The following is a 25,929-nucleotide window of genomic DNA, read 5'->3' as shown; positions in this document are numbered from 1 at the left end:
CCAGGCGGCATCGTTGTGACCAGAATCAAAGTCCGACCAGTCTACGCCGAAATTGGCCCTGCGCGATGTCTCTCGCGCACTATGCCGAAAGGGGTAGCTGAGAGAAATGAGTTTTTGTGGCTGAGATGTGACCGCGGGCGCCGATCGATCACGCATCTCGATCCAGGCGCCCTGGTGTCGTACACTTCCATTCCGCATGTCGGTCCGGGTCGTGCGCCGTCATCCACTGAGCGGTCACGGTCTGAGGGGTGGTCACGCACTGGCTGGTGGATTTCACTTCGGTGAGCGAGATGCGCTCGTGGACGCAATCGGAATATCCGGCAATCGAACACACGGTGAGCCCGGTCAGCATCATGCAACTCGCAACAAGCCACTGAGGCGAGAAACGAGCGGAGTTGGATGAATGTTCCAGGCAAAAACAGCAGATAGATCTATGTTTATACTTGGCTGCACATGTTTCGCGGCAAAGCTTTGGCGGCGTTAATTTATGTCATCGACAAGTTCCCGTAACAGGCGCGCTCGCCTCGCCAGTCACACCCCGGCCCGATTTCGCACCCAAGGCGGCGACGGCGGATTTTCCCTGATCGGTTGCCGCCTGCGTCACCGGCTGGCACGTAACCTCGCCCTGAGAGTGCTGGCCGGTGGCATCCATCTGCTGCCAACGCGTTCAGTTGAACCTTGGCCGCATGAGACAGTTAACGAGGCAGGCTCAACAGACGAGCTTATGCCACCGGTCGGCGGTCTCCTCACACCCGTTGGTCGGTGGCTCCCCTCCCCGTCTCATCTCTACGCTTGCCGCAGCCCATCCTAGGCGCACAGCATTGTGCGCCCTGTCAGGATCCAGGGTGGCAGTCACCGGCCCGGCACGTCACCTCTTCTTCATCCGACGATGCCGCGGCCGGTGATCCTCGCCCTCGAAGAAACCTGCCACCCGCTCGCCTCGCTGAAACTCACCTGTGTGATCTACCTCACAGACGGCAGTCCGGCCACGAGGGACACCCATCCCAGATGTCTTGTCCTGGGTGGTTGCCATGAGGTCGTGGTTTCGCATTGAGGGCTGGCGCATGGGCGTCGTCGCCACGCCGGTCGGAGAACATGACACCGCTTGGTGGCTCACCGACCGGCTCGGCTGCCCACTCGGCGCGATCCGCTCGATCCCGGGGTCAACCGAGGTTGCCATCGTGTCGCGATCCGGGAGTCGTCTCTCGGGCGTGCCGACGCACCACGCTTGCCTCGATGACGCTCTGGCGGTGATTGAGAAGCGCATTGGCGCCTCCTGCGCACTCAACCCCGACATGCGAGATTGACGGCACTACAGGATGATGATGGCCACACATCATCAAACCAGCAGGGCGGGTTTGAAGATGGACGGGGGTCCGCCCGCGCCGCTGGACCAAGCAGAATTCATGGAACGCCACGCGGCGCCGGCTTAACCCTTGCTAGGGGCTGTCGTCGCCTGAACCATCTGGCAGAGCATGCGTTTCGTCCGTCCGATCTGAGGAGGGGCGATGCTGAGCGACGCGCAATGGGCTGTTCTGGAGCCGCTGGCCGAGGTCTGCCGGCCGAAGGCGAAGACGCCACCGCAGGATCTTCAGCGCACGCTCTCGGCCATCCTGTGGCGGCATCAGAACGGCGCCAAGTGACGCGCGATCCCGCAAGAGAGGCCGGAGCAAAGCCTGCGGTCCCGGCCAAGTGCAACGAGGCGCCGGTGCGCTGCCCGAACTGGATCTACACCAACCGCAACATCGCCGAGCGGCTCTGGGCGCCGGAAGGAGTGGCGGGCGATTGCCACGCGCTACGAGAAAACCGCCACCAGCTTCGCAGGCATCCTCTGTCTCGCCGCGGCCCTCGATCACCTCAGGTGACGACAGTCCCTCATGATGGCACGTGCCTCGAAGCGGCGGTGCCAGAAGGAGAAATAATCGCGTCGGGGGCCTACGCATCCAGTCGCGGTAGGCCCAGCCCGATGGCCTTGGCGATCCTTGACCGCTGATCGCCATACGCTGGCGCGACCATCGGATAGTCCCTCGGCAGGCCGTAGCGTTCCCGGTAGCTGACAGGGGTCAAACCATGGGCCGTCAGGTGTCGCTTGAGTGTCTTGTAGGACTTCCCGTCGATGAAGCTGATCAGAGCTTCGGGCGTGATCGATCGCCGGATCTGGCCCGGCGTCGGCTGTTCCGGCCGCACCTCGACGGCGGGCCAGGCGGCCCGTAGCGAACACAGCGCCTCATGAACCGCCTCGATCAGCTGAGGCAGAGTACCGGCTGGGAGGCGGTTGTTCGCCGCGTACGCCTCAACGATGGCTGCCGTGACGCCGATCAAGGGACGCAAGTCAGCCCTGGGCATGCGAGCCCTCCTTCGCGGCCAGGCGCCCCCGGAGCCAGTGCTCGGCGGCGCCGAGGGACGCGAACACCCGCTCTCCGTCGGGGCGGCAGGGCCCGAACCCGACCTCAACGAACCAGCACCCTGCTGCTCCGGGGCCATGGAGTTCCTCGGACAGTTGCACGAGGATGGCCGCAAGCTTCCCGTCTGCCAGAGCCAGGAGACCCGCCTCGTCCGCGCAGCCCGTCGCGACCGGTATCGGCCTAAACGTAAGGATTGCATCGCCGCGCCTCGGTGGCGGCCCGTCCATTCGTTGGCCCAGAGATCCGACGTTCGCCAGCAGGGCTACGGTCGCGGACTCGGCTTCCTGCAGGTCTTCGCAGGGCACGCTCGCGATGGTGCTGCCGCTCTGCCGGTCGTGGATCTCCACGCTCAGCCGAGCCTGCTCCGGCGCCCCATCCTCGGACAGCTCCTCGACGAGCCGAACGTCTCGAGTGCCGGCGCTCGCGATGACAGTGGCCTTCGAGCCGTTCGCCCGCGCCGGCAGGAGGATCAGTCGCGCGTAGGCTTGCACGAGGCAACGTTCGGGATCGTGTTCGGGCGGCGCGCAGGGAGCGAGCCGGCGGGTGGCGGGCATCGGGGATACTCTCTCGCTGGATGGCGCCCCGAATCCTTCTCCGAATCGGCGGATCCATAGCGAAGGACCGGGAAGGCATGGCACGGGGAGGCCGGACGAACGCGTCCGTACCGGGACAGGCGCCCGCCGGTCTTGCTATCCTCGGCCAAATTGATGGTGCGCCATGCCACACCAGGCCGAAGCCGCGACCTCGCCTGGGCCCCCGCCTTCGCGCGGGAAGCCATCGGCCCTGCCGCCGATCGCGACGGGCGCCATCACCCGGCTCGCCGCCGCACACGCCGCAAGCGCCGGGGTCGATGTGCGCCCGTTGCTGCGTCGGGTCGGCCTGGGCGCCGGCCAGATCAAAGATCCGCACGCCCGTATAGGCGCCGCAAGCCAAGTCGCGTTCCTGCGGCTGGCGGCCGAAGCTTTGGACGACGAGCTTCTGGGCTTCCGCCTCGCCAAGGACTTCGAGTTCCGGGAGATCGGCCTCCTCTACTACGTCATGGCTTCCGCACCCACGCTGCGCGACGCCTTCCTGCACGGCGGCCGCTATGGGGCGATCACGAACGAGGGGGTCGCGTCGACCTGCTCGCGCATCGGTGACGTGCGGGTACGCCTCGCCTATGTCGGGGTGGCCCGCCACGCAGACCGACACCAAGCCGAGTTCTGGATGACCGGGCTCGTCCGCATCGCGCGGCAACTGACGCGTCGTCGGCTCCGTCCGCTCGGACTGTCGCTGATCCACCCGCGTTGCGAGGCGAGCCAACGGTTCGAGGTTTTCGTCGGCTGCCCCGTCACCTTCGAGGCTGCAAGGGATGAATTGGTGTTGTCGGCCGAGCCCGCGGACGAGGCGCTCGCCGGTGCCGATCCCTACCTTCACGAGCTCCTGCGGGGTTACTGCGAGGAGGCTCTGCGCCATCGCGGTCGCCCGTCGGAGAGCCTGCGCACGCGGGTCGAGAACGCGGTCGCGCCGCTCCTGCCGCATGGCCGGCCTCGCGTAAGTGCCATCGCCGAGGCCCTGGGCATGAGCCAGCGTACCCTATCGCGCCGCCTCGCCGACGAGGGGCTGAACTTCGGGCACATCCTGGAGGAGATGCGCCGGGATCTGGCTCATCACTACTTGAGGGATTGCAGGCTCCCCATCTGCCGCGTTGCATGGCTTCTCGGCTTCCAGGAGGTCGCTGCCTTTTCCAATGCCTTCCGTCGCTGGGCCGGGTGTTCGCCAACGCAGATGCGGGAGAGCCACGGCAAGGGGTGACGGGCACCGTTGCGTCACTGCCCGCTCAAGTCAGGGCATAAGCAGGCATCCCCGTGTCGGGCTTCGTCCCGTACATGGAGCCGATTTGGGCGAAGCCGTCCGTCCGGAGATCGACGACCTGGTAGACCCAGAACCGGCCGCCGAAATCGGGGACCTGGACCACGACCGGCGTCTCGTCGAGGGCGGCGACGGCGCCGCCGTAGACCACGCCCTGGTTCGGGCAGGCGACCCAACGTTGCTCCGGCTCGATGTAGTCGTGCAGCATGGCCAGGGTACTGAGGGGCGCGAACGGCAGGACGCCGTTCATCAGGCCCACCTGGGGTGCCTGCCTGAACGCGAGGCGGCGATTGTAGATGTTCATCATCGGCCAAGCCCAGAAGTACGCGTCGCGCGCCACCATCCGGGCATAGGCTTCCGTGATCTTGACGTGCGCGTCGGGCCCCGGCGGCAGTGCCAAGGACCAGGACGGCGAGACCTGGACAAGGTCTTGCGCGATGGCCGGCGTCCCGGCACCGAGCGCTGTCAGCAGCAATCCGGCGGCGACGTGGGCATGACGGTTCATGGCGGTCTCCTCCCGAGATCGAGCGTGTGCGTCCGCAACGCCTTGGCCTGCCAGCGCGTGACGACCGTCCTCCAGTCCCTCTTCATGGCGACCGCGTGGACACCGCGCCGGGAGGCCGGATCGGCGTGTCGTTCCACGACGCGAGCGGCTCGACCTGCGCGGAGGCCTGGATCGTCAGCGCGAGGAGCGCGACGACGGCGATGGCGCAGCGTGCGATGCTCATGACAGGCTCCGGACGGCGGGCTCAGCGCCGCTTCACGAGCGGCGGCGGGAAGTATGTGCCGTTCGCCACCCCGTCGATGGGCCCGTAGAAGCGGAAGGTCAGGCGGTAGGCCGAGCCCTTGGGCGTCGGCAGCCAGTTTCCGTCCGGCGCGTCGGCAGGCTTCACGGCCGCGAAGTAAAGCGTCAGCGAGCCGTCCTGGTTATATCGCGGGTTCGTCTCGCGATTGAGCAGGAACCGGTTCCGGGGATTGGGCAGGACGCGGAAATGCGTCGAGTCGACGGCAATCACCGACCAGAAATACGAAGCGAACGACTCAGGCAGCTGGTCCTTCGGGAAGGTGAGCGTGTAACTGTCGTCGCCGGTCAGGCGAGCGCCATCCCCGTCCGTGCTCGCCCGGTAGTAGAGCACCTCAGGCACCACGTTGGCCCAGATGCCGCCATACGCGATGAGCGTGCGCGCGACGTAGTCGAGGTCGTAGTTGCCGACCACCGCTGGCCGGGCCCAGCCGTTGACGATGACGCCGTGACCGATGGCAGGCCCGAACTTGGCGAAGTCGGCGTGGGCCCGCTCGCGCTCGACCGGATCCTTGACGGCCCGACCGATGGCGCGCGCGTTGGACGCGTACCTCTCCAGGCCCGGATTAAGGTCGGGCTCGCTGTCGAGGGCCGTGTCGGCGGCGTCGAATGCCTCGACCCCGGGCAGCTTCTCGAGGTCGAACGCGGGCGTGACCGGGATTTCGGGCGGCGTCGGTGACCCGGTGGTGCGGAACGTGAACTGGTGCTGGAGGCGCACCGCCTCGTCCCAGTCCGCTCCCAGCTCGACGCGGAGGAGGACTCGCGAATGTCTCACCGGCAAGTCGATGCGCTTCACGTCGGCGGGCAGTTGCAGGCTCGCGCCCCGCAGGCAGACGGCGAACGCGCCGGCAGGTCGCCGCGGGAAGACGCGTTCGTTGATGTTGGCGAGGGTCTCGTCCCAGCCGTTGAGGAACTGCACCGTGTAGTATCGCCCGGTGATCTTCGGCACCGTGACGACGGTGCAGCTGTTCTCGTCGGTCGCGACCCAGGCTTCCGAGTAGGCGACGTCGAGGTTGGGGTTGGGCCAGTCGACCGCGCCGGGCTTGCGGTGCACCAGCTCATTCCACTTGAACCCTTCCCGGAAGTCGGATTGCTGCTGGCGCAGGACCAGGAGCCGGGCGAAGAGGTACATCCAGGCGTCGGCGACATCTTGGTCCGACATCCGCGCGGCGCTCCTGACGGCCTCCGGCTTCTGGCTCTGCGAGACGCCGGCGCCGACGTTGACCGCCGTTGCGAGAGCGGTGCCGAGGAGAACGGACCGAACGACTTTGGCCGGCATCACGACGCTCCCCAGAATGGATTGACGTAGTTGAGGATCGCGGCCTGCCGCAGCGCGACCTTGCGGATGACGTGGGCGGCCTGCACGCGCTCCGTGTCCGTGCTGCCGGCCGGCAGGCGGGCAGATACCGCCGGGTCGTCGAGCGTGAGCCGGACCACGAACGGCGCCGGTCGGATCTCCGACGGCGCCACCGCGAGGCCGCCGGGCTGCGCCTGCCCGGTCGCGATGGCCTGAAGCACGGCCGGGACCCGCCCGGCGTGGACCTCGCGCGGGAAGGCCTTGAACGTGACCTCGACCGGCTGGCCGGGCTCGATGAAGCGCGCGTCGAGGATGCGCCCGACGGCATAGCCGTCCGAGGAATGGACCGTCCGGTTCAGCCCGACCTGCCGGACTTCGTCGGCCATGATCCGGTCGTAGGCATCGTCCTGGCCATCGGACGCGTCGAAGGGCACGGGAGCCTGTGCCTGGGCCGCGCCCGCCGGATGCAGGAGCACGATGGTGGGCTCGGCCGCCGTCCCGGCGACGTCGCGTGAGTGACCGCTCATGGCGCCCTCCTGGAGGGCTCCAGGGCCGCCGCCGGCGAGACGGAGGAGCTGGATCGGACGGCAGGGTTGAGCGGTGGCAGCCGCGTCGCGTCGGCGGTCGGGGATGCCGCCGCCAAAGCCGCCTTGCGAAGCTCGCCGAGCCGTGCGTCGAGCTGCCGTGCTTCTGCGGCGGTCCATGACGCCGACGCCGCCCCCCCGAACAGGATGGCGGACAAGCGGTTTGCGGCGGCATCGATGGCGGCGTCAGGCATCCGGCTCGCGCCGACGCTCTCTCCGAGGCGGCTCCGCCACCGATGCAGAGCGGCGTAGGTCGGTCCGGCCTGCGTGCCCCGGCATGCGCGCCGCAATCGCCGAAACTCCGCACGCTCGGAGCGGCGCCGCGACCCTCTCCACGCAAGAAGGGTGCTTAAGGTCCGTCGGCCAGCCCAGAGCAGGGCCGCGAGCACCGCGAAGCCGAGGGCGTAGACGGGCATGGACAGGCGCCTCGCCTTCTCGAAGAGAGGGGCTTTCGCATCCACCGGCCGGGCTTGAACGCGCACGCTCGTGCCCATGGCCTCCGCGGTGCGAGAGGTCTGCGCGCCGAGGTCCCACCACGGCTGGCGGAGAGTGGGGAGCCGAAACGCCCCGGCCTTCTCGAAGACGTAGGTGATCCGGTCGACCCGCCGCCCGGTCAGGGTGCCGCGATTGCTGCGATCGTCCGCATCGGGCGGGTCGTCGTAGGCACGCACGCCCTCGGGCATCGGACCGCGCAGGTCCTGCATCGCGAGGGCCGGCACGTCCTCGGCCTCGCGGACAACCGTCCGCTTCAGGGCACCGCCGACCTCGATGCGATCCGTCGGCGACGGCTCCCAGCGCTGGCCGAGGCTCAGTCGGGTGGTCGCGACGACGGGCTGGGAGGCATCGACGCCTGGCGGCACTCGAACCGCAAGGGCCGCCGCCTGTCCGGCCACGGTGTCCGCAGGCACCTGCCGCCGGTCGAGCAGGGTCACCCTGGCAGGGGGAACGCTCAGGTTCCCGCCCCGGCGAGGAAACAGGGCGAACTCGAAGCGCTGGCCGACATACGGGCTTCCGCCCAGGCGATCCTGAAGCGTCGTCCCCTGGCTCTCGAACCGAAACACCTGCGCGCCCGGCACCTCGGGCAGCTTCACCTGTGGAGGGGCCGGCATCTCGCCGGGGAACAGCACGTCGACGAAGACCGTCACGCGCTGGCCGATGACCGCGCTGGCGGGCCGGATGCCCTGGCGGACGACCACGCTGCCGGCCTCCTCGGCCGCGGCGGGCAAGCAGGCGACGGCGACCGAGAGGAGGAGCAGCCCGAGCCGCGTCATCGCCGGCGCTCCTCAGGAGCGACCGCGGGCGCGTTCTGCAGCTGGTAGGAGAACTTGGCCCTCAGGAAGTCGGCCGGACGGGTCTGGACCCGCCGCAGCCACAAGGCCCTGGCCCCCTCGTCGCTCATGGCCGCGCCGCTAGCCGCCTCCGTGCCCTCGCCCTGGCCGGCGTTCTTCCTCGTCCGGTCGTAGACGACCTCGTCGGGGCTGGATTCGGTGTCGCCGCTATCCCCGCCCTCGGTCCTCATGCGGGCGGCGCGCAGTCGCGCCAGGGTGCGGTTGGCCTCGGCGTCGGGCCAGTCCGGGCGGAGTTCCAGCGCGCGGGAGTAGCGTTGAACCGCCTGATTGTACTGACCGAGCATGACAAGGGCGTTGCCCTCATCGTAGGCCGCCTGGGCGGTATCGAGGCCGCCCAGCACCTGCGCCGTCTGCTTGAACTCCCCAGACCGGAACAGGGCGATGCCGCGCCATAGCGAGTTCGTGAAGGTGGCCGCCGCGTCCCGGTAATCGCCGCGCTCGAAGTGCCAGCGCCCCCGCTGGTCCGGCGAGGCGAACAGGTCCGCCGGGCCGACCCAGGCGGCGCCGAGCAACAGCCCCAGCGCGCTCGAGGCCGCCACGACAGCGTAGGGATGCGCGCGCGCCGCGTCGCCGAGGCGCCCGAGCATGACGGCAAAGCTGCGAGAGACCATCGAACCGCCCCTCAGCGCGCCAGGACCCAGCCGCGCCGGAACCAGGCCGCCACGAGCGCGGCCAGCAGCGGCGTCAGCCAGTAGCCGGTCTCGGCCCAGCGTTCGCTGGCCGGATCCCCGACGGATGCCCGGGCGCCATCCAGGCGGCGCGCGATCCGCCGGACATCCCCATCGTCGGGCGAGAGCGGCACGAGGCTGGCGCTGAGGGCGGTCGCCGCCCCTTCGAGCGCCGCGGAGGCCTGGTCGGGGGGGACCATCGCCAGCAGCGTCATCGGCCGGGCGCCGGCCCCACCCGCCGCCTGCAGAAGCGCGTCCTGACCCGGCGCGACCGCGTCGGCCAGGACCAGGATCGAACCGCCCTGCCCACCGCTCGCGAGCGTCCGGGCCGCCAGGGACACGGCCTGTGCCAGCTGGTCGCCCTCGACCGGCATCACCTCCGGCGAGATCGCCCGGAGGAGCGACAGGAGCACGGCCTTGTCGGGCGTCGGCGGCAGGACGAGGTGGGCCGAGCCGCTGTAGGCGACGAGCCCTGCCGCCGCTCCTTCGCGCAGGGCTAGCAGGTCGGAGACCTTCTGCCAGGCTCGCTCGGCCCGGCTCGGCGCCACGTCGGCCGTCTGCATGGACGGCGTCACCCGGACGACGAGCATGACGGGGGGCTGGGTCGCGGCGAAGGGTGCCGGCTCACGCGCCCAGGTCGGCCCGGCGACGGCGATCGTCCCGAGGGCCCAGACGGCCGCCAGCATGGCTGCCGGGGTGATCCGGCCCCGCTCGCCGCCGCCGGCGGTCAGAAGGGGGAGCAGGTCCGGCGCGACCACCTCCCGCCAGCGCGTCGTCGTGTCCGACCGCGCACGCGTCAGCCACCACAGCGCCGTGGCCGGGACCAGCAGCACGAGGACCCAGGGCCGTAGGAAGTGGACGTCCGCGAGCGCCATGGTCATGCCGTGCCCCCGGAATGCGAGGCCGCCTGCGATGCCGGCCGGGAGGCCAGCGCCAGGCCGAGTGCCTGGGCGCTCAGGCTCAGGAGGAGCGCGAGGCCGAGCGGCACCCAGTAGAGATCCGTCCTGGGGCGGAACGACACGGTCTCGATCCGGCGGGTCTCGATGGCGTCGAGGCGGCGATAGATGTCGGCGAGCGCCTCGCGGTCGAGCGCACGGTAGAAGCCGCCGCCGGTGGTCGCCGCGACGTCCCGCAAAGCCTCCTCGTCGAGCTTCTCCTCCCCGACCGCGGCCGGGTCCCCGATGGCCACGGTATGGACGACGATGCCCTTGTCCTTCGCGATGCGGGCCGCCTCCGGTGGCGGGACCCGGCTCGCCGTGTCGTTCCCGTCCGTCAGGGCGATGACCGTCCGGGCGCGTGCGCGCGACTGGTCGAACAGGGTGATGCCGAGCCCGAGGGCGTCGCCAAGGACCGTCCTCGGCCCGGCCATTCCCACTGCGGTCTCCCGGATCAGCTCGCGACAGAGCGCGAGATCGGTGGTGAAGGGCACGAGGACGAAGGGGGAGTCGCCGAACACGATGACTCCGACCCTGTCGCCCTGCCGGCGCGCCAGGAAGTCGTCGAGGACCCCCTTCACGGCCGTCAGGCGGTCGGTCAGCTGCCCGGAGGCGTTATGGAAGTCGCGGGCGTCCATGGAGCCCGACAGGTCGACTAGGAGGAGGAGGTCGCGCGTCGGCTGGTCGCGGCGGAGCGGCGCCTCGATCCGCTGCGGGCGCGCGAGCGCGGCGAGCGTGAGAAGCCAGCAGGCGGCGAGCACGCCCGTGCGCCAGCGGTCGCGGCTGGCGACGACCGCGCCGCTCTGAGGGCGGGCGCCGGTGAGGGCGACCAGTGCGTCGAAGAACGGCACCCGCAGGCCTGGGCGCCGCTCGGCCCGGGGCGGGGACAGGCGGGACACGAGCCACGGCAGCGGCAGAAGGAGGGCAACCCAAGGGTAGGCGAAGGTCAGCATCGGTCCGGTTCCTCCGACCGCCGGTGCGCCCGGACCCAGGCGCGCGTCTCCCGAAGCGCCGCCTTGAGGTTCGCAGCCGGGGCGGCTCGGTCCCCGGCGAACGCCCATTGCCCGATCCCTCGCGCCGCGCCATCGGTGAAGGCGGTGGTGCAGCCTGTCCGGTCGAGGAACCTGAGCCACGCCGGTCCGGTCAGCGAGGCCACCGCGGCGCGGGGGAAGGCCGCGAGCGCCGTCCGCTTCAGCACGACGGCAAGCTCGGACGCGGCACCCGCGCACAGGCCGGCGTCGACCCGGCGCTCGATGGCGTCGAGCTGCCGGCACGCCTCGCGGCGATAGGCATCCGCGCGGTAACGCCGCCATGACCGCCATCCTGCCACCACGGAAGCGGACGCGAGGCCGGCGGCCAGGATCCACCAGCCGGGCGCGGGCGGCCATAGCGAGACCGGGGGCGGCAGCGCGAGGTCGCGCAGGTTCTCCAGGCTGGCGGGGTCCGGGTTCATCGCTCCAGCCCTCCCGCGAGGGCGGCTCCCTTCCGCCCGCCGTCCCTGCGACGCCCGAGTATCTCCCGGACCTGTTCGGCCGTGTCGCGGTCCGTGCTCACGGGAAGGACCGGGATGGCTCGCTTGCGCGAGAAGGATTCCAGGCGGCTCCGCCGCTCGGCGAAGGCTTGGCCGAAGCGTTCCCGGAGGTTTCGCGCGCCGGTATCGACCTCGATCCGACGCTCGCCGTCCGCCACGACGACCCGGCCGAGGTCGGGCAGCTTCTCCTCCAGCGGATCGTAGACGAACACCGCGACGACGTCGTTGTGGGCCGTCAGCTTCGTGACGAGTTCCGCCGTCTCGTCATCCGTGCCCGCCCCGTCGGAGATGAGGCAGACCAGGCCGTCGTGCAGCACCATGCGGGCGGCCCGGCGCAGGCCCTCGTTCAGCTGTCCGAGCGCCTCCGCCGCTCCGCCCGGGGTGGGAAGCAGGCGGTTGCCGCGCACGGTCGCGTCGAGGATGCGCCGGACGGCGCGCTCCCGAGGCTCCGGCCGGATCTCGGCGATGCCGGCCGTCGACAACAGCACCGCGCCGACGCGGTCTCCCAGCGAGGTGACCCGCCAGGCGGCAAGGGCGGCGACCTCCGCCGCGACGACCGACTTGGTCGCGTGCCGGCTGCCGAAGAACATCGTCTGCCGCTGGTCGACGATGAGGATGACCGGGCGGTTGCGCTCCTCGCTGTAGACCCGGATGTAGGGCTTTCCGAGCCGGGCGGTGGCGCGCCAGTCGATGGCGCGGGTGTCGTCGCCCTCGACGTAGCCGCGCAACTCCTCGAAGCTCAGCCCGCGCCCCCGCAGCCGCGAGGCGTGACGCCCGTAGAGCAGGCTGTGCACGGGCTGGCGCGGCAGGAAGCTGAAGCCCGTGGCCTTGTGCTTGAGCCGCGTGAGGTCCGCGAGCTCGACGTAGGCCCGCGCTCGTCCCGCCGGGATGCTCGCCGTGCGCGGGACCGTGCGGAGCATGCCGTACCTCCCTTCTCTCAGGCCGGCACCGCGACCTGGGCGACGATTTCGTCGACGATGTCGTCGACCCTCACGCCGTCGGCGCTGGCCTCGTAAGAGGGGGAGATCCGGTGGCGGAGGCAGTCGTGCGCGACGGCCTGGACGTCCTCCGGGACGACGTAGTCACGGCCGCGCAGCCAGGCGACGACGCGCGCCGTGCGGTCCAGGGCGAGGGAGCCGCGCGGGCTCGCGCCCAGTGCGATCCAGTGGCGCAGCTTGTCGCCGTACTCCGACGGGCGCCGGGTCGCGGCGATCAGGGCGACCATGTAGGTCTCGACGGCCCCGACCGTGGTGACCGCGTCGATCTCCCGCCGGGCGTCGAACACGATGGATTGGGGGATCTTGGGCGGTGGCGCGGCGCCCGCCCCCGCATTCTCGGCGCGCACGAGGCGCAGCACCCGCACCTCGTCGGCGTCGCTCGGGTAGTCGATGGTGACGTGCATCAGGAATCGGTCCATCTGCGCCTCGGGTAGCGGATAGGTCCCCTCCTGCTCGATAGGGTTCTGGGTCGCGAGGACCATGAACAGGTCCGGCAAGGGATAGCGCTTGCCGGACACCGTGACCTGCCGCTCTTCCATGGCTTCGAGGAGGGCCGACTGAACCTTGGCGGGGGCCCGGTTGATCTCGTCCGCCAGCACGAGGTTGCCGAAGACCGGGCCCTTCCGGAACTCGAAGGTCCCTCCGCCAGTCCCTTCACCGCGATAGACCTCGCCGCCGGTCACGTCCGAGGGCAGGAGGTCGGGCGTGAACTGGATGCGGCTGAACGCGCTCTCCAGGTTCCTCGACAGGCTCTTGATCGCCCGGGTCTTGGCGAGGCCCGGAAGGCCCTCAAGCAGCACGTTGCCGTTTGCCAGGAGCGCGATGACGAGCCGCTCGACCACCCGCTCCTGGCCGATGATGTCCCGATTGACACGGCTCTGCAGGTCGAGAATGGCCTCGCGCGGTCCTGCATCCGCCGCCGCGGCCGCGGATGTCGACAGGGGCTGGAGCTGATTTGCCACCGGCCCCCCTCCTCAGCGCTTGGACGGGAGCGCGGCGGCGAAGATGGACTTCCAATCCCGTGCCATATCCACGATGACCGAGCCTCGCCGCACCGCCTCGTCGAGGGCGAAGGCGGCCTGGAAGTAGGCCGGCTGCTCGGCCCACAAGGTCCCGTCGTTGTCGAAGACGGCGATCCGCTCCGCCGGCGACAGGTAGCCTGGCTGCCCCTCCCGCGTGACGCGGTCGACGAAGTCCAGGGTCGCGTGCTTCGTCGAACCCTCGTTCCAGGAGGGCAAGGGGTCGGCGTCCGCGGCCCCTGCGAGGCCCGATGCGTGTGCCGCGACCAGCGTCGCGGCGCCGGCAAGGACCGTGCGACGGACCAGCATGAACGCCTTGGAGCGCATCCGAGGTCTCCACGATGTGAGGCGGGCCGGCGTGTCGGCCCGCTTTCACCGTCACTGGTTGCGGGCCTCGAAGGTCCGCTGCATCTTCTCGACAATCTGGTCGATGCTGAAGCTCGAAGGCCGCTGGCTCGGCGGATAGTCCTTGAAGGTCGCCAAAAATTGGCCCACGACGGGAGGGGCCGCTATGAAAACGCCAGCGCCGTCTGACATAAGCCAATCATAGTAAGTGTTCGAGGTAATATCGGCCCGCTCATAAGGGTCAGACCGCAGGTTGAAAATCTTGGGAACCCGCAGTTTGGTGAAGGGCTCTGCCCAGATACGCATCGTTCCTGGGGCGCGCTGCTCCTCGAAGACGACCTTCCAGTTCCCGTAGCGCAGTGCGACGAGATCGCCATCGTCGTCGAAGTAGATGAACTCCTTGCGCGCGCTGTTCGGCTGCTGGCCCGTGAGGTACGGAAGCTGGTTGTAGCCGTCGAGGTGGACCTTGAAGGTCTTGGTGCCCGCCTGATGGCCCTTGAGCAGCTTATCCTTGATGTCCGGGTCGCCGGCGGCCGCCATCAGGGTCGGCACCCAGTCAAGCCCGCTCACCATCTCGTTCGACACGGTGCCGGCAGGGATGCGTCCGGACCAGCGGATCAGGCACGGCACCCGGAAGGCGCCTTCCCAGTTGGTGTTCTTCTCGCTGCGAAACGGCGTCGTGCCGGCATCCGGCCACGAGTTCTGATGCGGGCCGTTGTCGGTGGTGTAGAGCACGATGGTGTCGTTCGCGATCCCAAGGTCGTCCACCGCCTTGAGTATCTGGCCGATGGTCGCGTCGTGCTCGATCATGCCGTCCGCATATTCTGTCCGGGAGTCCAATCCGGGCTTGTCCCGGTGATCCGCCCGTACGTGTGTGCGGAAGTGCATCCGGGTGGAATTGAACCAGCAGAAGAACGGTTTGCTAGCCCGGACCTGCCGCTGCATGAAGTCGATGGCCGCCGCCGAGGTCTCGTCGTCGATGGTCTCCATCCGCCTCTTCGTCAGCGGCCCCGTATCCTCGATCTTGCCATCGGCGGAGGTCCTGAGAACGCCGCGCGGCCCGAAGCGCTTCCGGAACTCAGGGCTCTGCGGGTAGAAGTGGTTCTCGGGGTCCTCCTCGGCGTTGAGATGGTAGAGGTTGCCGAAGAACTCATCGAAGCCGTGGTTCGTCGGCAGGTATTCGTCGCGGTCGCCGAGATGGTTCTTGCCGAACTGGCCCGTGGCGTAGCCGAGCGGCTTGAGGAGCTCGGCCAGGGTGGCGTCACGCGGCTGCAGGCCGACGGCGGCGCCGGGGATGCCGACCTTGGACAGGCCGGTGCGCAGCGTGCATTGCCCGGTGATGAAGGTTGACCGGCCCGCCGTGCAGCTCTGCTCGGCGTAGTAGTCGGTGAACATCATGCCGTCCTTGGCGATCCGGTCGATGTTCGGCGTGCGGTAGCCCATCAATCCGAATGAGTAGGCACTGATGTTGGTCTGTCCGATGTCATCGCCGAAGATGACAAGGATGTTGGGCGGCCGGCTCGCCGCCCCCGACTGCGACGGGGCGGCCGGCTGCGGCTGCTGCTGGGGTTGCTGCGCCTGGGCACCGGTGCCGGAGCCCAGGGCGGCCGCGACCAGCGCGGTGCCCTGCAGCAGCATGGCCCTGCGGTTGACGGCCGCGGACTGACCCTCGTCGGCGGCAAGCTGGGACTGCACGGGATCGGTCATGACCCACTCCTTCTGACGCAGCGGAAGACGATGTGGCTCGTGGACGTGTCGACCGGATGCGGATGGCGCACGGCCGGCCGATCCGCGACCGTCACGTGGCCCGCGGCCCGCACGAAGGCCCGGAATTGAGCGCTGGTGACGGGCGTGCGGTCGATCCGGAAGCCGTCGACTCAGACCCGATGGACGGGTGCCTCCCCCGGGTCGTGGCGATCCGAACCCATGCGGAAGGTCCCGCCCGGCACGAAGACCGCGTCCCCGTCCGCCCGCGGCACGATGGGCCGGTCGGGAACGGTCGCGCTCGGCATCGGTCTCTCCTCAACGGGGATCGACGGAAGGTCGGCCCACGCACTCGGCCGGCGCGGGTGGCACCATCCCGGTGACCTGGCTGGAGGGCTGCTCGCCGAGCCGGCGGTAGAGGATGCCGCCGAGGGCTCCGCCGACGATCGGAGCCGGTCAGAACAGCCAGAGTTGGGCGATGGCTCAGCCACCCACGAACACGGCCAGGCGGGTGCTGCGCGCCGCGTCCGCCGAGAGGTTCGCGACCGGGATGCCCACGAGGTGGCCCGGCGTCGGGCAGAGCTTGATGGCCGGCGAAACCGCGCGTCCTGCGCCCTGCGAAATCGCCCCGGAAACCGCCGCCCCTGAAGCGATCCCGGAGCGCGTGCCGCCGCGCGGCGAGCTCGACCGTGCCGTCGGGGAGGGGGACAACGGCGGCGTGTGGCATCAGGGGTGCGGCACGAGCCGGCTCGGACGCTGCCGGCAAGGGGAGCGCGGCGGGCGCAAGGCACAGCGATCCGCCATGGACCCGCATCGACACCTCCCGTCAGGATAGCCGATCATCGAAATCAGTCGTGCCTGCCACGAGATCTTCGGGCTTAACTTGCGGCAACTTTAGGCTGGGGACCGCGTTCGAACTATCGGGCAAAACCCTGACCCGATGCCGGCAATTCCCTGAGGGCGGCCCGAAAAAACCCCTAGGGCTCCACCAGTTTGTTGCGCACGGCGTAGCGGACCAGGGCGGCTGTCGTTTCCAGGCCCAGCTTGTGCATGGCGGAGGCTCGGTGCGTCTCGACCGTCTTCAGGCTGATGGCCAGCGCCGCGCCGACCTGCTTGCTCGAATGGCCCTCGGCGATGAGCTGCACCACCTCGCGCTCACGACAGGTCAGCGTGTCGAGTTGCGAGCCCTCGCCCGGATGAGCCAGGTAGTGAGCGAGGAGCGCCTCGTTCACGCGGCCGGTGAAATAGGGCTGGTGGTGGGCCAGCGCGTCGACGGCGGCGATCAGGTGCTGGTCGGCGTCCGACTTCAGGAGGTACCCGCGCGCGCCGGCCCCAAGCACGTCGCGTACCAGGGCGTCGCTCTCGTGCATGGTGTAGACCAGCACCTCGGTGCGCGGGCTGGCCTCCCGGATGCGCCGGGTCAGTTGCGACCCGTTCATGGCCGGCAGCGAGTAGTCGATGACCGCCACGTCCGGCTTGTGCCGTTCGGCGAGATCGATGGCCGAAGCCCCCGTGCCCACCTCGGCGACGATCTCGAAGCCGTCGCGCCCCTCCAGGATGGTCTGGACGCCACGGCGGACGGCGATGTGGTCGTCCACGATCAGGATAGTCACCGTCACGAGATAGCCTCCCGCGTGGCTCCCGGGCATGCCGAACACCCACCACCCGGGATGGGGGCGGGCTCGCGTCCTCGCCGCATCAGGCTCCCGGCGCTCGCCCTGGGCAAGCCTCGGTGCCTCAATTACCCTTCCGCTTCCCGAAAGCGGTGCGCCTCCCTCAGGACTTCGTCACCGGCGGCCTGGGCTCCGGCGCCGCCTTCGGGGGCGGGACCCAGAGCGGGAACGACACATCCAAGAAGCCCAGGGTACCCTGGAAGCGGTTCTCCACGTCCACCTCCCGCAGCACCTTCAACCGGGTGGTGACCGGGATTTTGCCGAACTCGCCGGTCGCACCGATCGTACCGCCGACCGCCGTGACCCGACCCTTGAAGGGGCCGAGCCGGGCGCCGGGGCCGCTGTCGCCCGTGATCTGTTCGTAGTGCGAGGCGATGACGCCGACCGAGACTTCCCTGGTCAGGTACTTCGAGGCCGAGACGTCGACGTGGAACTCCGTGCCTGTGACGTACTGCGTGGCCGGGTTCTTGCCGTTGAACGTGAAGCCGGCAGCCGCCGAGAGCTCGATGCCAAGCGCAGGGTCGAGGTAGGTCGCGGCGGCCGAAACGTCGCCGACGTAACGGTTCAACGAGACGTTCGAGAGCTGTCCTGGCACGTAGGCACCGGCCGGGATGCTGAGCAGGCCCGAGAGCTTCCAGTGCCAGTTGCCGGAATGCCAGCCGAGGGTGGCCGACACGATGGGGTCGCCGGGGTTGAAGGTGGCGTCGGCCACGGAAGCACCGACCGGCCGGCCGAACGCCTGGTTGACGAGGGGACCGTTGAGAAGGACGCCCGCGCGCACGGCCGGCTCGCCGAGCGGCATCACGAAGGCGACGGCGAGATTGCCGCCCCCGATCTCGACGGGGGTGACCCAAAGAGCCGTCACGAAGTCGGCCACGAAGTTCACCTTGGCATCGGCGATGACGTTGCCGCCGATCTGGGTCTGGCGATTGCCGCCGATCCTTCCGTTGTAGAAGTAGGTGGTGCTGTCGAAGTAGAGGCCGGGCGGCGGCACGATGCCGCCGAGCGGAACCGACTGCCCCTCGATGTAGAAGCTGAGGCCGCCCTCGGCCGCCTGCGCTGGGTTAGCCAGCGGGACGACGGCCGCCAGGACGAGGCCGCCGAGGAGGTGACGCATGACAGACCCCATGTCCGCCTCCGGGATGTGGCTCGGCCGCCAGGGTTTCCGAGCCCACCCGCGAAGGGCAATCAGGGAAACCCTCGGAAGGCGCCGTAAAAACCCTGAGAAGGTGTTATTCTGAGCAGTGATGCAATCCGGAGACAGTATCCGGAAGGAAATCGGCCAGCACGCCAATGTCCGGCCGCAGCCGTACGGTTAGGCACGAATGTACAGGTGAGGAAATCGTTTTGACGTTCCTGCCTGGGCAGGGATTCGACGAACGACGGGCGGAGGACGACACGCCGGCACAGGCCGCCGAGGACGTGGGGGCAGGATCGACGAGGCCGTCCTTGGAACCGAGCCCAGGCGTACGGGCTGGTAACGGGGCCGAGCCGGCTCCGTCCGGGCACAGCACGGACGGTCCGGGCACCCCGGATCAACTTCGCGGACCGCGACGACTTCATCGCGCAGAAGGCGGGTGACGTCGGGCTCTATGTCGGCGCCGCCACGCCGTATGCCCGAGTGGCCGAGGCGCCTGAACCGCCTACCGGCCCTTCAGGACGCGGTCCGCCTTGGCGTCGACCGTCCTCTTGTCGGCCGCGGACAGGTTTCCTGCCTTCTCCTGCTGGGCCGCACGCGCCTTGGCGTTGCGCGCGTGCGCCTTGTCCTCGACGGGGTATTTGCGCTCGTCGGGAAGCGCGAACTTGCTCTTCGGGATGTCCTCCCGCTCGTCGCCGGTGAGCTTCGACATGACAGGCTCCATCGTAGGAGCATGGTCAACGTCCGGCTCGGTTCGGAGTTCGGCTCAGGCTGGATCCGAGAGAGAGGTCCCGAAGGGGCCCAGTATCCGGTTGGTCCTCCGACGCGGCGTGATTCACGCCGACGAGCCGCGGCTTGGGTTCAGCCTCCATCGTCCGCTCCATCGCTCCCCCTCGTTGCGTCCCTGTCCCTCGGCGCAACGCCCGCCCCGCTCAGAGAACGGGCATGGCGCCGGCGACCGTGACCAGCGCTCCCGACGTGTAGCTGCTCTCGTCGGAGGCCAGCATCACGTAGGCAGAGGCGAGCTCGGCCGGCTGACCCGGGCGGCCGAACGGCACCATCGAGCCGAAGCTCTTCACTGAGTCCTGGTCCATGCCAGCCGGGATGAACGGGGTCCAGATCGGGCCTGGCAGCACCCCGTTCACGCGGATGCCCTTCTCGGCCAGCAACTGGGCGAGGCTCAGCACCATGTTGCTGAGCGCCCCTTTGGTGGCGCTGTAGGCGAGCAGCGACGGCATCGGGTGCTTGGAGTTCACCGACGAGGTGAAGATCACCGAGGCGCCGGGCTTCATGTGCGCGAGCGCCGCCTTGGTCACGTAGAACGGGCCGAACACGTTGGTGCGGAAGTGGTCCTCGAATACCGCGTCCTCGATGCCGTCGAGGCCCTGGTTCGGCTGCTGGAAGGCACCGTTGTTCACGAGCACGTCGAGGCGGCCGAACGTCTCGACGGCGCGGGCGACGATGTTGCGGCCGTAGGCGGCATCCTTGAGATCGCCCGGCAGGAGCAGCGCGCGCCGGCCGGCCTTCTCGATCCACTGAGCGACCGTCTCGGCGTCCTTCTGCTCCTCGGGCATGTAGGAGATGGCGACGTCGGCCCCCTCCCGGGCATAGGCAATGGCGATCGCACGGCCGATGCCGCTGTCGCCGCCGGTGATGAGCGCCGCCTTGCCGGCGAGCTTGCCTGAGCCCTGGTAGCTCTTCTCTCCGTGGTCGGGTTCGGGTGCCATGCGCCCGGTCTTGCCCGGGAAGCCCTGGGGCTGGGTCTCGAAGGGCGGACGGGGAAACTTGTGCAGCGGGTCGGTCGTCACGGTGAACCTCCGGGGACTTCCCGGCTCAACCCGGGCGCGGCGCCGCCGTTCCGGGCGCCCATCGGCCCGCGCCGCTTCTCGGAGAGGTCGCCACGGAGGTCGCCACGCCGGCAGGCCGCCTCGACCTCATCGCGCGGCCTGAGCGGGCCGCGGCGCGGTCTCGTCGGCGATGCCGACCTTGGCCCAGACGTAGAGCGCGAGCAGCGCCACCGGCAATCCGATCAGCGACGTCCCGACGAAGAACCACGTGAAGCCCGTCCGCTCGATGGCAAAGCCCGAAAAGCCCGCCAGCAGGCTGCCCGGGAAAGCGCAGAGCGATGTCAAGAGGCCGAACTGGCTTGCCGCATGCTCGGGCGAGGAGAGCGTCGACATGTATGTGATCAGCACGACCGAGGCGAAGGCGTAGGCGAAGCCGTCGATGCCGACGGTGGCCGCGAAGGTCCAGAAGGCCGTCCCGCCGTCGCCCCCATGCGCTGCGAGGTAGGCGAGGCTCAAATGCGAGGCCGAGCCCGCGATCGTGCCGATGAGAAGACTCGGCAGCATGCCGAGCCGCGGGACGAGAGCGCCTGCCAGGAACGTGCCGCCGAGCGCGATCCAGAAGCCGAAGAGCTTGGTGACGGTCGCGATATCGGTGTTCGAGAAGCCCTGGTGCTTGAACAGCGGAACCGCCATCGCGCTCGCGACGTAGCCCGGCATCCGGAAGCCGGCAACGAGCAGCAGGATGATGGGTGCCGTGGGGCCGAGCCGCGTCAGGAGTTCGTGGATCGGCGCCCAGACCGTCTCGACGAAGCCCGCTCGGGCGGAGGCGGGGAGCCGGTCCGAAGGCGGCTCGGGCGCGAGCACGGCCGCGATCATGCCCGGGAGCATCAGGGCGCCCATGCAGAGATAGGCGCCGCGCCAGCCGATCCGGTCGGCCAGGAACAGGGCGCCGGCCCCGGCCGCCAGGTTGCCGAACCGCCAGCCGATCTCCGTCCAGGACGACAGCACGGCCTGCTTCTCGGGAGGCCGGACGCTGGTGATGCGCCAGCCGTCGATGACGAGGTCGAGCGTGGCGCCGGCAAACCCCAGGGCCAGCGAGAACGCGATCGTCCAGGCGAGCCGATGCGCCGGATCGCCGAACGCGATGCCGGCGAGCATCGCCATGACGCCGAGTTGGGCGACGACGATCCAGCCCCGCCGCCGGCCGAGCGCGCGCCCGAGCAGAGGCGGATCGTACCGGTCCAGAAACGGCGCCCACAGGAACTTGAACTTGTAGGCGAGGGTCAGCTCGCTCAGGAGCCCGATCGTCGCGATCGAGATCCCGATGTCGGACAGCCACGCCGATTGCGTCGCGTAGACGAGAAGGAACGGGATGCCGGACGTGAAGCCGAGACCGAGGGCCGGCGCGATCCGTCGATCGGTGAACAGCGCCGACCAGAAGGGCGTCGGCTCCGGTCTCGCCACGGCCGCTGAGCGCATGCTCGGTTCCCTCCGATCCCGCCCGCGCCGGATGGGCCCCCGGGCGGCGCACCCCATGAACCGGGATGCCCGTGGCAGCGTTCCGGCCCTATGAGCAGGGTATGCCGCCCCGCCCCGCGCCCGGCTGGCCGCGCGCCCGACGCCCGCGGCGCCGATGCGCGTGCAGGGAGGGCTCCCGGTGGCCGGGCATCCCGCGAGGTGCTCTCAGTGCCACTCGGCGAGTTCGACGGTGACGCCCTCCGGCCCGTCGATGAAGACGAGCTTCCGCGCGTGGAAATCCATGATCGCGTTGCGGGGCTCGAAGCCGTGCGCCCTCAGCTTGGCGACCTCCGCCTCGACGTCGTCGACCGCGAAGCAGATGTGGTTCATGCCGAGCTTGTTCAGGTCGCGGATGTGCGGATCCGGCAGCGGTTCCGGATGCCGGTACCGGAGGAGCTGGATCTCGGTCCGGGGCGCCACGTTCTCCAGGACGAGCGTCACGTGGTCAGCCTCGATGTCGGGAACGCCCATGTAGCCCGAGAAGGGCTCTCCGGCGATGACCACGGACATGGCCTCCTGGAAGCCCAGGACGGCGAAGAACGCCTTGGCGCGGTCGAGGTCCCGCACCACGATGGTCAGATGGTCAAAGTGCCTGAGCATGATCTCGACCTCCTCGTGCGACCGTCCCGCCAGGCTGGCTGCGCGGCGTTCGACGGCGGCCTTGCCCGATGGACAGGGCATGGCCGTCGCGTCCCGGCGGAGACGTCCCGTGGACCGAATCGGTCAGCCGGACACCCGCCGGCCTCTCGCCAGGTTGCCGCCGTCCGGCCTCGGCCGGGCTCGGAGCCAGGCGATCGCGCTCGGCGGCCCGGTCGCCTTCCTCGATCCCGGGGAGAGGATGACGGCGGAACGCGCTCTCGACCAGATCCGTTTGCGGGCCTGGGACCTGTGGATGCGGAAGGCCGCGCGATAGGCTGGCGCGGTCGGGCGAAGATCAGCAACGGGAGGTTTGTCATGCAGACAGGGCGTCGGGATTTCCTGATGGGAGCGGTCGGCGTTGCCGCCGCGTCGGCGGGCGCGGGCGCGGGCGCGGGCGCGGGCGCCGGAGCGGCGGCCGCGGCGCCCGCCGCCTTCGAGATGCCGCGCGGGATGACCCTGCTCAACATGCGCCGGGGCGGCGGCTACGGCCTCGGCGTCAAGTCCGACAGGGGCGTCCTCGACGTGACGGCGGCCGCCGAGGCCCTCGGCCTGCCGGCGCCGGTCGACATGGACGACCTGCTGCAGAACGGGAAGGGCGGGCAGCTCAGGGCGCTCGTCGACGCGGCGAGCGCGCGGGACGAACGGACAGCGTATCTGCGCGAGGAAGCGGTCCAGTACGCCCCGCTCGTGACCCGGCCCGAGAAGATCATCATGATGGGCTTCAACTACCGCAAGCATGCCGAGGAGACGGGCACCCCGATCCCCAAGGACCCGCCGCTCTTCAACAAGTACAACAACGCCCTCAACCACCATGGCGGCACGATCCGGCTCCCGACCGCCGTCGCGAAGGAGTTCGACTACGAGGTCGAGCTTGTGATCGTGTTCGGGCGGGAGTGCCGCGACGTCTCGGAGGCCGACGCGCTCGATTACGTGGCGGGCTACGCCACCGGCAACGATTTCAGCGCCCGCGACCTGCAATTCCTGACCTCCCAGTTCATGATCGGCAAGACGAGCGACGGCTTCGCGCCGCTCGGGCCCTACCTCGTCACCAGCGACCTCGTGAAGGACCCGAACAACCTGCGCCTCGAGACGCGCGTCAACGGCGTCCAGCGCCAGGACTGGAACACCAACGACATGATCTTCAACTGTCGGCAACTGATCAGCTTCGCCTCGAAGATCATGACCCTGAAGCCCGGCGATGTCTTCTACACCGGCACGCCGCAGGGGGTGATCTTCGGCGAGAAGATCCCGCGCGCGGAGCGCAAATGGCTCAAGCCCGGCGACGAGATCGCCTGCAGCCTCGAAGGCCTCGGCGAGCTGCGCTTCCGCCTGACGTGAGGGCCGGATGCGTCGGGCCAGGGCGTCCGGATCGCGGGCCCGCCGTCCCGGGACCCGCGTGCCGGACAGCGCCCGTCACACCGGCCCCGTGATCGACTGCCCCGGGCGGGGGCGTCATGGCCGAGCCGCCCGCGATGCCCGCCCGGCGCAAGCGCCGGAGCGAGGCCATCAAATCCCGGGCTCAAGCACGTGCCGGCCGGCACATCGGCGCCCTGCACCGGCAGGCGCCGCATGGCACCGATCTCGCCCGAAGCCCGGCCCGGATCATCGCGCGGTTCACCCTTCGAGGACTGATCGCTCCGCCAGCAGGGCGGCCGTGAGCGCGCGCGAGACGGCCTCGATCCGCGCCACGCGGCGCAGATCCTCGTGGGTGAGAAGCCAGAGAGCGATGCCGAGATCCATCGTCGGATGGCCCGCAAGCCGCACGATGCCGGGCGACGTATCGCCCAGGTAGCAGGGCAGCAGCGCGACGCCGTGGCCGGCCGCGGCCAGGTCGCGGACCGATACCAGGGAATCGACGCGGAACGCGGGCACGAGGCCGGCGAGGTTCGCCCGCATCCAGCGGGCCGTCGCCGTCTCGCGCAGGGACTCGTCCGGCCCGATCCAGTCATGGTCGGCGAGCGGGCAATCCGCGTTCCGGTCCGCCAGGTAGGACGGGGCGGCGTACGGGGCGTAGCCGAGCCCGCACAGCCGTCGCCCGATCAGCGTCTCGGGCGGAGACGCGGTGGGGCGCAAGGCCAGATCGGCCTCGCGGCGGGTCAGGACGGCATCGGCGTTGGCGGTCGAGACTTCGAGCAGGATGCCGGGATGCGCCCGGCGCAGGAGCGTGAGCGCGCGCGGCAGAAGCGAGGCCATCAGGGTATCGGTCGTCGCGAGCTGCGCCGAACCGGAAAGGCGCTGGTCCTGGCCCGCCGCCCGCCGCTCGGCCGCGTGGATCGCCGCATCGATCCGGCGCAGTTCCGCGATCATCGCCTCGCCGGTCAGGGTCGGCAGATAGCCGGTCGGCAGGCGCTCGAACAGGCGGGCGCCGAGGCGTTGCTCGTAGGCGCCCAGGCGCCGCAGCACCGTGGTGTGGTTGACGCGCAGGCGGCGCGCGGCCGCCGCGAGCGATCCCGCCTCCGCCACCGCGAGAACGAAGCGCAGGTCGTCCCAGTCCGGGTTGTGCATCCGTGCAGCGACGTCTCGCAAGAACACCGCCTCCCTGCCGATCCGCGCACAGGCTACCTCCTGCTTCGGCACGGCTGAAGTGTCACGCGACGCGAGGGTACGGATGAACCGACGGATTCTCTTCAAGGTGCTGCCGGCATGACCCGGCTCCTTCATGTCGAAGCCTCGCCGCGCGGCCCGGACTCACGCTCCTCGGCCGCCGCCCGTGGGCTGATCGAGATCCTGCGCGCCGAGGCGCCGGCGCTCACGGTCGACCGGCTCGACCTCTGGGCGGCCGATCTTCCGGCCTTCGACGGCGCGGTGCTCGCCGCCAAGTACGCCCGCCTCGGAGGGCGGGCACTCGCGTCCGACGAGCGGACGGCCTGGTCGGTCATCGAGGCGATGGTCGCCCGCCTCGCGCGCGCCGAGCACGTCGTGATCTCCACGCCGATGTGGAACTTCGGCATCCCCTACAGGCTCAAGCACTGGATCGACCTCGTCACCCAGCCGGGCCTGACCTTCTCGTTCGATCCGGCGAGCGGCTACGCCCCCCTCCTGGCGCCGCGCCCGACCCTCGTGATCCTAGCCAGCGCCGGCGATTATGCGGCGGGCGAGAGCCGCGGCCGGCCCGACCTCGCCACGCCGTATCTCCGGGCCGCCCTCGGCTTCATCGGCCTGGGCGACGCCACGATCGTGCCGGTCGGCCCGACGATCGGACCGGCGGCGGACGAGGCAGCCGCGGCGGCTGAGGCGCGGCTGCGCGCGCTCGCGCCGCGCTTTCTGAGGCGCGTGCCGTGAGCGCGGGGTGGGGCTGGGGGCTCCTCGTCGCGTCCGGCTGCATCGACGTGGCCTGGGCGCTCGCGACGAAGAAGGCCGACGGCTTCCGCGATCCGGCCTGGACGGCGCTCTCGCTGGTCCTGCTGGCCGCCTTCGTGGTGCTGCTGACCAAGGCGCTGCAGGTGCTGCCGGTGGGCACGGCATACGCGGTCTGGACCGGCATCGGCGCGGCCGGCAGCGTCGTGGCGGGCATCCTGCTCTTCGGCGAGCCGGCGGATCCCGTCCGGCTCGTGTTCGCAGCGATCACGATGATGGGGATCGTCGGGCTGCGGCTTGCCGGGTAAGGGGCTCGAGCATGCTGCACTTTCGCGGAAACGGCAGCATGCTCTCTCTTGTTGTGGCCGCACGATGAGTCCGGAAAACCG

General features: G+C 69.8%; 27 protein-coding genes and 3 pseudogenes. 7 read left to right on the top strand and 23 right to left on the bottom strand.

Going from position 1 to position 25,929, the window contains the following annotated elements; genetic code table 11:
• Nucleotides 1-1,064 precede the first annotated feature (1,064 nt).
• The gene (locus WDW90_RS08960) at nt 1,065-1,307 is read left to right on the top strand and encodes a hypothetical protein (RefSeq protein ID WP_336487038.1); all 243 of its coding nucleotides are present in this window, start codon (nt 1,065-1,067) and stop codon (nt 1,305-1,307) included.
• A 201-nt stretch (nt 1,308-1,508) separates the two neighbouring features.
• Nucleotides 1,509-1,865, top strand: a pseudogene (locus WDW90_RS08955) (transposase).
• Nucleotides 1,866-1,935: 70 nt separating this feature from the next.
• On the opposite strand, the gene WDW90_RS08950 reads toward WDW90_RS08955, so the two are convergent.
• Nucleotides 1,936-2,346, bottom strand: coding sequence for a Ros/MucR family transcriptional regulator (locus WDW90_RS08950; protein ID WP_336487037.1), 411 nt, complete (start codon nt 2,344-2,346; stop codon nt 1,936-1,938).
• Nucleotides 2,333-2,959: a hypothetical protein gene (locus tag WDW90_RS08945; protein ID WP_336487036.1), complete on the bottom strand. Its 627-nt coding sequence runs from the start codon at nt 2,957-2,959 to the stop codon at nt 2,333-2,335. Before WDW90_RS08945 ends, WDW90_RS08950 begins: the two co-directional genes overlap by 14 nt.
• 163 nt (nt 2,960-3,122) lie before the next feature.
• On the opposite strand from WDW90_RS08945, the gene WDW90_RS08940 reads away from it, so the two are divergent.
• Entirely contained in the window at nt 3,123-4,199 is a 1,077-nt protein-coding gene (locus tag WDW90_RS08940; RefSeq protein WP_336487035.1) for an AraC family transcriptional regulator, read from the top strand.
• Nucleotides 4,200-4,224: 25 nt separating this feature from the next.
• On the opposite strand, the gene WDW90_RS08935 is transcribed toward WDW90_RS08940, so the two are convergent.
• The 20 genes and pseudogenes from WDW90_RS08935 to WDW90_RS08835 form a co-directional block, all read right to left on the bottom strand.
• On the bottom strand, nt 4,225-4,761 hold the full coding sequence (locus tag WDW90_RS08935) for a DUF1254 domain-containing protein (protein WP_336487034.1): 537 nt from the start codon (nt 4,759-4,761) through the stop codon (nt 4,225-4,227).
• An 82-nt stretch (nt 4,762-4,843) separates the two neighbouring features.
• Nucleotides 4,844-4,984: a hypothetical protein gene (locus tag WDW90_RS08930; protein WP_336487033.1), complete on the bottom strand. Its 141-nt coding sequence runs from the start codon at nt 4,982-4,984 to the stop codon at nt 4,844-4,846.
• Nucleotides 4,985-5,005: 21 nt separating this feature from the next.
• The gene (locus WDW90_RS08925; protein ID WP_336487032.1) at nt 5,006-6,337 is read right to left on the bottom strand and encodes a DUF1214 domain-containing protein; all 1,332 of its coding nucleotides are present in this window, start codon (nt 6,335-6,337) and stop codon (nt 5,006-5,008) included.
• Nucleotides 6,337-6,660: pseudogene (locus tag WDW90_RS08920) on the bottom strand (efflux transporter periplasmic adaptor subunit); the annotation flags it as partial. The pseudogene WDW90_RS08920 and the gene WDW90_RS08925, both read right to left, overlap by 1 nt.
• A 218-nt stretch (nt 6,661-6,878) precedes the next feature.
• Complete coding sequence (locus WDW90_RS08915; protein ID WP_336487031.1) at nt 6,879-8,210, bottom strand: hypothetical protein; 1,332 nt, start codon at nt 8,208-8,210, stop codon at nt 6,879-6,881.
• Nucleotides 8,207-8,899, bottom strand: coding sequence for a tetratricopeptide repeat protein (locus tag WDW90_RS08910; RefSeq protein ID WP_336487030.1), 693 nt, complete (start codon nt 8,897-8,899; stop codon nt 8,207-8,209). The genes WDW90_RS08915 and WDW90_RS08910 overlap by 4 nt, the downstream gene beginning before the upstream one ends.
• Nucleotides 8,900-8,910: 11 nt before the next feature.
• Complete coding sequence (locus tag WDW90_RS08905; RefSeq protein ID WP_336487029.1) at nt 8,911-9,837, bottom strand: VWA domain-containing protein; 927 nt, start codon at nt 9,835-9,837, stop codon at nt 8,911-8,913.
• Nucleotides 9,834-10,844, bottom strand: coding sequence for a VWA domain-containing protein (locus WDW90_RS08900; protein WP_336487028.1), 1,011 nt, complete (start codon nt 10,842-10,844; stop codon nt 9,834-9,836). Before WDW90_RS08900 ends, WDW90_RS08905 begins: the two co-directional genes overlap by 4 nt.
• On the bottom strand, nt 10,838-11,344 hold the full coding sequence (locus WDW90_RS08895; protein WP_336487027.1) for a DUF4381 domain-containing protein: 507 nt from the start codon (nt 11,342-11,344) through the stop codon (nt 10,838-10,840). Before WDW90_RS08895 ends, WDW90_RS08900 begins: the two co-directional genes overlap by 7 nt.
• Nucleotides 11,341-12,342, bottom strand: a complete 1,002-nt coding sequence (locus WDW90_RS08890; RefSeq protein ID WP_336487026.1) for a DUF58 domain-containing protein — start codon at nt 12,340-12,342, stop codon at nt 11,341-11,343. Before WDW90_RS08890 ends, WDW90_RS08895 begins: the two co-directional genes overlap by 4 nt.
• Before the next feature lie 17 nt (nt 12,343-12,359).
• Nucleotides 12,360-13,382 carry an AAA family ATPase gene (locus WDW90_RS08885; RefSeq protein ID WP_431311003.1) on the bottom strand — a complete coding sequence of 341 codons (1,023 nt, stop codon included), beginning with the start codon at nt 13,380-13,382 and terminating at the stop codon, nt 12,360-12,362.
• Nucleotides 13,383-13,394: 12 nt separating this feature from the next.
• Entirely contained in the window at nt 13,395-13,766 is a 372-nt protein-coding gene (locus WDW90_RS08880; protein ID WP_431311002.1) for an HAD family hydrolase, read from the bottom strand.
• 51 nt (nt 13,767-13,817) lie between these two features.
• On the bottom strand, nt 13,818-15,422 hold the full coding sequence (locus tag WDW90_RS08875; protein WP_431311001.1) for an arylsulfatase: 1,605 nt from the start codon (nt 15,420-15,422) through the stop codon (nt 13,818-13,820).
• A gap of 149 nt (nt 15,423-15,571) precedes the next feature.
• Nucleotides 15,572-15,796: pseudogene (locus tag WDW90_RS08870) on the bottom strand (formylglycine-generating enzyme family protein); the annotation flags it as partial.
• A gap of 669 nt (nt 15,797-16,465) precedes the next feature.
• Nucleotides 16,466-17,107, bottom strand: coding sequence for a response regulator (locus tag WDW90_RS08860; RefSeq protein ID WP_336487024.1), 642 nt, complete (start codon nt 17,105-17,107; stop codon nt 16,466-16,468).
• A gap of 157 nt (nt 17,108-17,264) precedes the next feature.
• Entirely contained in the window at nt 17,265-18,290 is a 1,026-nt protein-coding gene (locus WDW90_RS08855) for a SphA family protein (protein ID WP_336487023.1), read from the bottom strand.
• 514 nt (nt 18,291-18,804) lie between these two features.
• Nucleotides 18,805-19,011: a DUF6582 domain-containing protein gene (locus WDW90_RS08850; protein ID WP_336487022.1), complete on the bottom strand. Its 207-nt coding sequence runs from the start codon at nt 19,009-19,011 to the stop codon at nt 18,805-18,807.
• A gap of 220 nt (nt 19,012-19,231) precedes the next feature.
• Entirely contained in the window at nt 19,232-20,107 is an 876-nt protein-coding gene (locus WDW90_RS08845) for an SDR family oxidoreductase (RefSeq protein WP_336487021.1), read from the bottom strand.
• 126 nt (nt 20,108-20,233) lie between these two features.
• Nucleotides 20,234-21,565, bottom strand: a complete 1,332-nt coding sequence (locus WDW90_RS08840; protein WP_336487020.1) for an AmpG family muropeptide MFS transporter — start codon at nt 21,563-21,565, stop codon at nt 20,234-20,236.
• A 204-nt stretch (nt 21,566-21,769) separates the two neighbouring features.
• The gene (locus tag WDW90_RS08835) at nt 21,770-22,204 is read right to left on the bottom strand and encodes a VOC family protein (protein ID WP_336487019.1); all 435 of its coding nucleotides are present in this window, start codon (nt 22,202-22,204) and stop codon (nt 21,770-21,772) included.
• A 109-nt stretch (nt 22,205-22,313) separates the two neighbouring features.
• Between WDW90_RS08835 and WDW90_RS08830 the strand changes: the two genes are divergently transcribed.
• Together WDW90_RS08830 and WDW90_RS08825 are read left to right on the top strand one after the other, a co-directional pair.
• On the top strand, nt 22,314-22,517 hold the full coding sequence (locus WDW90_RS08830) for a hypothetical protein (protein ID WP_336487018.1): 204 nt from the start codon (nt 22,314-22,316) through the stop codon (nt 22,515-22,517).
• Between the two features lie 41 nt (nt 22,518-22,558).
• Nucleotides 22,559-23,581 carry a fumarylacetoacetate hydrolase family protein gene (locus tag WDW90_RS08825; RefSeq protein WP_336487017.1) on the top strand — a complete coding sequence of 341 codons (1,023 nt, stop codon included), beginning with the start codon at nt 22,559-22,561 and terminating at the stop codon, nt 23,579-23,581.
• Nucleotides 23,582-23,857: 276 nt separating this feature from the next.
• Here WDW90_RS08825 and WDW90_RS08820 read toward each other — a convergent pair whose 3' ends face one another.
• The gene (locus tag WDW90_RS08820; RefSeq protein ID WP_336487016.1) at nt 23,858-24,769 is read right to left on the bottom strand and encodes a LysR family transcriptional regulator; all 912 of its coding nucleotides are present in this window, start codon (nt 24,767-24,769) and stop codon (nt 23,858-23,860) included.
• A 117-nt stretch (nt 24,770-24,886) separates the two neighbouring features.
• Between WDW90_RS08820 and WDW90_RS08815 the strand changes: the two genes are divergently transcribed.
• Both WDW90_RS08815 and WDW90_RS08810 read left to right on the top strand, forming a co-directional pair.
• Nucleotides 24,887-25,525: an FMN-dependent NADH-azoreductase gene (locus WDW90_RS08815; RefSeq protein ID WP_336487015.1), complete on the top strand. Its 639-nt coding sequence runs from the start codon at nt 24,887-24,889 to the stop codon at nt 25,523-25,525.
• Nucleotides 25,522-25,848 (top strand): DMT family transporter, encoded by a 327-nt coding sequence (locus WDW90_RS08810; protein WP_336487014.1) that lies wholly within the window; start codon nt 25,522-25,524, stop codon nt 25,846-25,848. Before WDW90_RS08815 ends, WDW90_RS08810 begins: the two co-directional genes overlap by 4 nt.
• Nucleotides 25,849-25,929 lie beyond the last annotated feature (81 nt).

Source organism: Methylobacterium nigriterrae (assembly GCF_037106235.1).
GTDB lineage: Bacteria > Pseudomonadota > Alphaproteobacteria > Rhizobiales > Beijerinckiaceae > Methylobacterium > Methylobacterium nigriterrae.
Note: the sequence above shows the minus strand (reverse complement) of the source record. Positions and strands in the feature narration are given on the sequence as shown.

Coding starts and splice junctions, on each gene's coding strand:
- WDW90_RS08960 (WP_336487038.1), top strand. CDS start 1,065: ATGGGCGTCGTCGCCACGCCGGTCGGAGAACATGACACCGCTTGGTGG.
- WDW90_RS08950 (WP_336487037.1), bottom strand. CDS start 2,346: ATGCCCAGGGCTGACTTGCGTCCCTTGATCGGCGTCACGGCAGCCATC.
- WDW90_RS08945 (WP_336487036.1), bottom strand. CDS start 2,959: ATGCCCGCCACCCGCCGGCTCGCTCCCTGCGCGCCGCCCGAACACGAT.
- WDW90_RS08940 (WP_336487035.1), top strand. CDS start 3,123: ATGCCACACCAGGCCGAAGCCGCGACCTCGCCTGGGCCCCCGCCTTCG.
- WDW90_RS08935 (WP_336487034.1), bottom strand. CDS start 4,761: ATGAACCGTCATGCCCACGTCGCCGCCGGATTGCTGCTGACAGCGCTC.
- WDW90_RS08930 (WP_336487033.1), bottom strand. CDS start 4,984: ATGAGCATCGCACGCTGCGCCATCGCCGTCGTCGCGCTCCTCGCGCTG.
- WDW90_RS08925 (WP_336487032.1), bottom strand. CDS start 6,337: ATGCCGGCCAAAGTCGTTCGGTCCGTTCTCCTCGGCACCGCTCTCGCA.
- WDW90_RS08915 (WP_336487031.1), bottom strand. CDS start 8,210: ATGACGCGGCTCGGGCTGCTCCTCCTCTCGGTCGCCGTCGCCTGCTTG.
- WDW90_RS08910 (WP_336487030.1), bottom strand. CDS start 8,899: ATGGTCTCTCGCAGCTTTGCCGTCATGCTCGGGCGCCTCGGCGACGCG.
- WDW90_RS08905 (WP_336487029.1), bottom strand. CDS start 9,837: ATGACCATGGCGCTCGCGGACGTCCACTTCCTACGGCCCTGGGTCCTC.
- WDW90_RS08900 (WP_336487028.1), bottom strand. CDS start 10,844: ATGCTGACCTTCGCCTACCCTTGGGTTGCCCTCCTTCTGCCGCTGCCG.
- WDW90_RS08895 (WP_336487027.1), bottom strand. CDS start 11,344: ATGAACCCGGACCCCGCCAGCCTGGAGAACCTGCGCGACCTCGCGCTG.
- WDW90_RS08890 (WP_336487026.1), bottom strand. CDS start 12,342: ATGCTCCGCACGGTCCCGCGCACGGCGAGCATCCCGGCGGGACGAGCG.
- WDW90_RS08880 (WP_431311002.1), bottom strand. CDS start 13,766: ATGCGCTCCAAGGCGTTCATGCTGGTCCGTCGCACGGTCCTTGCCGGC.
- WDW90_RS08875 (WP_431311001.1), bottom strand. CDS start 15,422: ATGCTGCTGCAGGGCACCGCGCTGGTCGCGGCCGCCCTGGGCTCCGGC.
- WDW90_RS08855 (WP_336487023.1), bottom strand. CDS start 18,290: ATGGGGTCTGTCATGCGTCACCTCCTCGGCGGCCTCGTCCTGGCGGCC.
- WDW90_RS08850 (WP_336487022.1), bottom strand. CDS start 19,011: ATGTCGAAGCTCACCGGCGACGAGCGGGAGGACATCCCGAAGAGCAAG.
- WDW90_RS08840 (WP_336487020.1), bottom strand. CDS start 21,565: ATGCGCTCAGCGGCCGTGGCGAGACCGGAGCCGACGCCCTTCTGGTCG.
- WDW90_RS08835 (WP_336487019.1), bottom strand. CDS start 22,204: ATGCTCAGGCACTTTGACCATCTGACCATCGTGGTGCGGGACCTCGAC.
- WDW90_RS08825 (WP_336487017.1), top strand. CDS start 22,559: ATGCAGACAGGGCGTCGGGATTTCCTGATGGGAGCGGTCGGCGTTGCC.
- WDW90_RS08815 (WP_336487015.1), top strand. CDS start 24,887: ATGACCCGGCTCCTTCATGTCGAAGCCTCGCCGCGCGGCCCGGACTCA.